The organism is Pseudoalteromonas sp. AOP7-A1-14, assembly GCF_052376275.1.
Taxonomy (GTDB): domain Bacteria; phylum Pseudomonadota; class Gammaproteobacteria; order Enterobacterales; family Alteromonadaceae; genus Pseudoalteromonas.
This window is the reverse complement of record NZ_JBQSVO010000158.1, coordinates 1-6,143: the sequence shown is the minus strand read 5'-3', so window position 1 is coordinate 6,143 and position 6,143 is coordinate 1. Positions and strand designations below refer to the sequence as shown.

At 40.0% G+C, this 6,143-nt stretch carries 4 protein-coding genes; 1 reads left to right on the top strand and 3 read right to left on the bottom strand.

Features of this window, described 5'->3' with window-relative positions:
* Positions 1-122: 122 nt before the first annotated feature.
* Positions 123-785 (top strand): hypothetical protein, encoded by a 663-nt coding sequence (locus tag ACT3RM_RS16580; RefSeq protein WP_192532323.1) that lies wholly within the window; start codon positions 123-125, stop codon positions 783-785.
* Positions 786-1,030: 245 nt separating this feature from the next.
* Here the strand turns inward: ACT3RM_RS16580 and ACT3RM_RS16575 are convergent, their stop codons facing one another.
* The 3 genes from ACT3RM_RS16575 to ACT3RM_RS16565 form a co-directional block, all read right to left on the bottom strand.
* Entirely contained in the window at positions 1,031-3,916 is a 2,886-nt protein-coding gene (locus tag ACT3RM_RS16575) for a type I restriction endonuclease subunit R (RefSeq protein WP_444511427.1), read from the bottom strand.
* Positions 3,917-3,969: 53 nt separating this feature from the next.
* Positions 3,970-5,964 carry an RNA-binding domain-containing protein gene (locus ACT3RM_RS16570; RefSeq protein ID WP_086961181.1) on the bottom strand — a complete coding sequence of 665 codons (1,995 nt, stop codon included), beginning with the start codon at positions 5,962-5,964 and terminating at the stop codon, positions 3,970-3,972.
* Positions 5,965-5,970: 6 nt separating this feature from the next.
* Positions 5,971-6,143: restriction endonuclease subunit S (locus ACT3RM_RS16565; protein ID WP_444511428.1), on the bottom strand; the 173-nt coding region annotated here is incomplete at its 5' end.

Sequence of the window (6,143 nt, the reverse complement as noted above, 5' to 3'; positions counted from 1 at the left end):
GCAATAACTTATAGTATTTGCTATTAATGTAAATCCACAAAATAAGGATGTTTTCGCACTAAAATATGGAAAGTGTCCTCCGATAAAGCTGTTATGGGGTTTAATCCAGTTGAGGTGTTAACTTGAATGTTCTTACAAAAGAATCAGTTAAATTAAAATCCAGTAGTTTTGAACTGAATAGGCGTAGATTAAACTGGAAATTAGTTACGCAAAATAAAATAAGAAGTAAGTTTCAAGATATAGCTGAGCTCTCAAGCAAAACAGAATACCCTTTTAGGTTATTTTGCCAAGTACATGACGAAACAATAAATGAAGTTACAGTTCAACTTTCTTCAGGAGCTAATAAAACAGGCGTAGTTGAAAGAATTAATACACCTGAAAAAAAAGGTACTTCATGCGAGGTTGAGAAAGGTTCTGCTTTAGTTGCATCATTTAGTAGTACAGGCTCAGTTGCTTTTATAATTTATCCTTATAAATCTGAACGTTACTCAAGAAATGAAGAGAATATTATACTTCATATATCACTTAACCCTGATAACGTAAGCGATAAGCTGATTGACAAATGTATTTCCAAATATCTATTTTATAACCGCAACTCAAGTGTTTATGGCGTGTATTCAAACTCTTTAATGGATATTATTAAAATCAACTGGATGACTTTGATTGACGTACGGAATAGAAAAAAGCTGCTTCAAAGTTTTTGGACTTTATTCGTTGAGTGGTCAAAAATAATTGGTGCTGGTATAGCTGGTTATATTGTTGCAGTGATGACACAGACCCCATAACAAGTGAACATGGTTACTACCGTCCGCTCTTGGCACGTAGCGGCCGAAAAAACTAGTCCAGAAAGTTATCAGCTTTACAGTCTCATTTTTATACTTTGTTGTGTAATTTCAATACACGTTGCCCTGCTACACTAAGATATAGCTTTCGTAAACTCACTCCAAATACGTTCGAAATTCATAAATACAACATTTTCTTATACGTCCCTAACAAACCGTTCACGGTTTACGAAAAACACCTCACTCCTTTAAAACCCTGCGATAAACGTATCAACAAAGTGTTTAAATTTATCCGTTATTACTGGCAGTATTCTTCTGCGTTGTAAAAGGCTGGGTTTGGTTTCTAGTACATCAGCAAAGTCATCCCTTAGTGGCATTTCGTCACTTAGCTCATAACGCGTTACTAGCTTTTCTAGGCGATCTTGGTTTAACTTTTGCTCGTGGGCAAACCTCTCAAGCTCTAGGCGCTTTTCTTTTTCCCAATAAAGCTCAAACTCTTCATCAACGTCAGCACTGGCAGGTATGCCTTGTAAGTGCTCGTCCATAAACTTATCTATAAGTGCTTTTTTACTTAATAAGGTTGGATCTGTGGCTATAAGGTTTGCTATTACTTGACGTTTACGGGCTTTTTCGTCGCCGCTTTCTTCGCCGTGTAACTCTCGCAATAACTGCAAAATATAGGTTACATTTACTATATCACTGTGTAGTAGCTCTAGTTCAAAATCAACGTCATCTAAAACCGATACTTTTTCTTTACTTGAGTTCTCACGTAGCTGCCTGCCAAGGTCGGCATACTTACTCGTATAATCCTGAAACTCTTGCTCGCCCATGGAGGTTGAGTCCATATCAAAGTCAGCAAAGTTGCTTAACATGTTCTTTAAGCGCATAAGCTCACGAAACTGCCTCACAAACAACGCCTGAGCCTCTTCGTCAGGTAAAGCATCAACTGAGTCAACGGTAGGCGTAATTTCCATTAGCGCTTCATAGGCGCTGTTAAAATCAGTAAGCAGCTCATTACACGAAGGTGTTTCTATATATTCTTTAGGCTGCTTGTTCGAAAACAGCGTAAAAGCCGTGTCGGCAGCTTTTTTAAGGTTTCTGAAGCACACTACATTGCCGTGCGATTTAGTCTCACCCAATAAACGATTAGTGCGCGAAAACGCTTGTACCAAACCATGATATTTAAGATTTTTATCAACGTACAAAGTATTGAGCTTAGGAGCATCAAAGCCTGTTAAAAACATATTCACCACCAGCAATATATCAATCTCTTTGGCTTTAACGCGCTTAGATATATTTTTGTAGTAGTCTTCAAATAACTTACTGTCTTTGGTGGAGTAGCTTGTACCAAACATTGCGTTGTAGTCGTTAATAAATGAGTCTAACTTATCGCGGCTATGCAGCTTAACGGTTTGCCCTTCGTTTAAATATTTGGCTGATACTTCTTTAATTTGCGCATCATCATTACCTAGTTCGTACTCTTCCTCTTCATTGGCCTCATAGCTAAATATGGTGGCAATTTTAAGGTTGTGTTTGCCTTGTGCTTTTTTGCTCGCAAACAACTCATAGTATTGAATAAGCTCTGCAACGCTTGATACACAAAACATAGCGTTATATTCGCGGCTATGCGTTTTACGGTTATGCTGGGCAATAATGTAATCAGTTATTTTATCTAAGCGCGCAGGAGAGGTTAAAAGCTCTTTGGTGTCGATGTCTTCAACTTCAATGTCTAGGTTGTTGTTAGAGCCATCTTTGTATTGGTAACGCCCAACGTACTCAATAGCAAACTTAAGCACGTTAGCGTCGCGTATTGCATCCACAATTACATAAGGATGTAAGCACTCACCAAACAAATCTTTTGTGGTGCGTTTAACTGAGTTTTTAGCAACGGCGTTGTCGGCAAATATAGGCGTACCCGTAAAACCAAACAACTGCGCGTTATTAAAAAATTCGGTAATATTTTTATGCGTATCGCCAAATTGACTGCGGTGGCACTCGTCAAATATAAACACAATGCGCTTATCCTGCAGGCTTTGCATTTCTTTTAAATAGCGCTGTTTAGTCACCACGTTATTGAGCTTTTGTAGGGTAGTTACCACCAGCTTAGTATTACGGCTTTGGTTGACCTTTCTACCCTTCATTGGCTTATCTAACAGCTGGTGGAACAACATACTGGTGTTGTCGGTACTGTCTACAGAGCCTTTTACAAACGCATTAAACTCAAGCGCGGTTTGGTAATCTAGGTCTTTACGGTCTACCACAAATACTACTTTATCAACCTCACTTAGCGAGGTCATAATTTGCGCCGCTTTAAACGAGGTTAAAGTTTTACCTGAGCCTGTAGTATGCCAAATGTAGCCGTTATCGGTTGTAGTTTTAACCTGCTCTACAATCGCTTCTACTGCATAAAACTGGTACGGTCTAAGCACCATTAAGTACTTACCTGTTTCATTAAGCACTATGTACTTGGTGAGCATATACGTTAAGTGCGAAGGCGTTAAAAATGCTTCGGTAAAGTCATGTAACTGGCTTATTTTATTATTTTCATTATCAGTCCAGTCAAAGGTTTGCTTAGCCGACATTTCACTGTTGTTAGAAAAGTACTGGCTATTAACCCCATTCGACATTACAAACAGCTGCACATAGTTAAACAAACCATGGTTGGCATGAAACGAATGCTTTTGATAACGCTTAATCTGGTTAAACGCTTCTTTTAGTTCAATACCACGGCGTTTTAGCTCTATTTGTACCAGCGGCAAGCCATTAACCAATAACGTTACATCGTATCGGTTAGTGTATGTGCCCTTTACTGTAATTTGTTGCGCCACCTGAAAGCTATTTAGCTGCGGCTCATCAAACAACAACGTTAAGTGTCTGCTGTCGCCGTTATCAAGTGTTACATCAAGCTGGTCGCGCAGTATTTTGGCTTTTGCAAATATATTACCTTTACCAAGCTTACCCAATATTTGCGTAAATTCAGTATCGCTTAACGTGCAGCTATTCACTTTTTCAAGCTGCTGCTTAAGATTGACCTCAAGTGCGGCGTTATCCTTTAAAATAACGCGCGTAAAGCCCTGCTTGCTAAGCTGTGCAATTAAGTCATCTTCTAATTGTTGTTCACTTTGGTAAGTCATTATATCTACAATTCCTTGGTACTAGCCTTATGCAATACATTCACAGCTTGTTGCTAATCTTTATGTAACTTATAACCCTGCTCAGGGTGATTCGGTATTGTTGGATAGGCCAAAAATAATACCTGCTCTTTAACCATTTTACTTAAGTAGTTACGCCTTAGCGTATCGGGCTTCATTCCTAGCAGCTGCGCTATATCACCCAACCTTAAACAGTGCGGCTGTGCTTCTTTACATAGGGCTATTATTGCTTGTTCTACCTCAGACTTCTGCTTTCTACTTGAGGCAGATCGTACTTGCTCACCTATAACCCATAGTGAACTCCATAACTCATTAGCTGCAGCTGTCTCTACTTCTGTATTGTCTTGGTCCGGAGTATTTAAAGCTAGGTCCGGACCTTCATTGCTTAACTCCGGACCTTCAGTATCTAGGTCCGGACCTTCGCTATTTAACTCCGGACCTTCAAACAGTGAAAGCTGATCTAACTTGGGAGAGGCTACAAACGTAATACTCTTACCGGCATCATTATCAGGCGTAGGGATTTGTATCCCTTTTAAGTGATACATCTTGCCTCTGTGCTGGCCTGCCGACTCTAAGTACCCTGCATTAACTAACTGACTTAACGCAAGTGTCACTTCTCTTGTATGTTCTGAGGTCAACGAACAAATACGCTCGTGGTTGAACCATGACTCAGTAATGGCGGTAATCAAAATAGTTCGCTTAAGCTCGCTCAACTTTTTGTAGCCACTACCAAAGGTATCTGTCAGGCGTTTATCAAGCTCAGGCGACACAATATTAACCATGCGCAACTCTAAAAAGGTTTGATTTAGTTCATCCTTTTCATACATATGCGGTGGCTGCCAGTTTTGCGCCTTACAATTACTGTATATTTTAGGAATACCCGACCCTGCTTTTTCGCTTAAACCAATATTTAAAAACATTTGATGAATAGCAGGGTTGCGGCACTGGCTGTTACCACCCGCTTTAGCCTCATGTACAGGTACACGCATTAAGCCTGCGTTTCTAAAGCCAATGAAGTCAGGGTGTTTTTCAATTAAAATATTACTTTCGGTATTAAATTCAGCATGTGCCAGTGTATTAACGAGTGCTTCACGAATGGCCTCATGCGCGGGAGTGGTATCTTGTCGTTGGCCGTCATCGGTTAAACTAAACCCTACTTTTAAATCTGCCGTAAGCTTACGATACACCTTACGATAAAAATCAAAAGCATTACCCGACCAAGAGCCATCAGTATAAATACGATCTATCCAGCGGTGTGTACTGTCGTCTTTTTCTTGATAATCGAGTGCAAAACTAGGCAACGCATCTTGAATCGCATCCCATTTACCAAACATCACTAAGCCAGCAAGAGTTAAACCCGCTTTACCTGTTGCGCGGTCTTTTTGCCAGCCACGTATTGAGCGCAAAAACTCTTGATCGCTCAATTCTAAAAAAGGGTGTTGTGGTTTGGCATCAACAAACATTTGCCTATAAATACGCAGGCTTTCTGGGTCTATGTCATCAAGAGTAAAGTGCTCTAAAATTCTGTTGTCGCGTACTTCTTCTTGCTCTGCCAGCATTTTATTTACTGCCGGTGGCAAACATTTTTGATCGGCCTCGTAACGGCGCTGATAGGTCCCATTGAGCGGATTCGCATTTATAAATACAGGGCGGCTTTGACGCGGGGCGCGTGGTACAGTAATCGCAATAACCGATTTGCCTTCAAGTGTTTCAATACGCACGTCGCTTTCGCTGAGTAAATTAACACTCACTTTATTTGGGTTGTTAACCGTATCCCAAATATTCTTAATTAGCGGCGCTGGGTTTGTTATACCCTCAACTGTAAACGTGCCTTTCTTTTCTTTAATGCCCAATAAAATTAAGCCACCACGGGTATTAGCAAATGCACTATAGGTTTCCCACATATCGTTAGGCACTGCGCCATGGCCGTCGCGGCCACCAGCCAGCTTGCACTCAACCTCTACGCTTTCTTGCAAAGTTTGAATATCAATAATATTCGCTATTGGGTTGTCGTTAATTTTATTAGTCATTGTTTCTCACACAAACATTTGCTGTAGTAAGCCTTTTTTAAATAGCTTCGTTTGTTCTATTTGTTCGTTAACAGCGTTTATTTTTTTATCGAGCGATTGTAAGAATTGCGCTATTTTTTGCTGCTCAGCTTCGCAAGGTATTTCAACTTTTAAGCTTTTTAAATGTGTTGAATATAAAC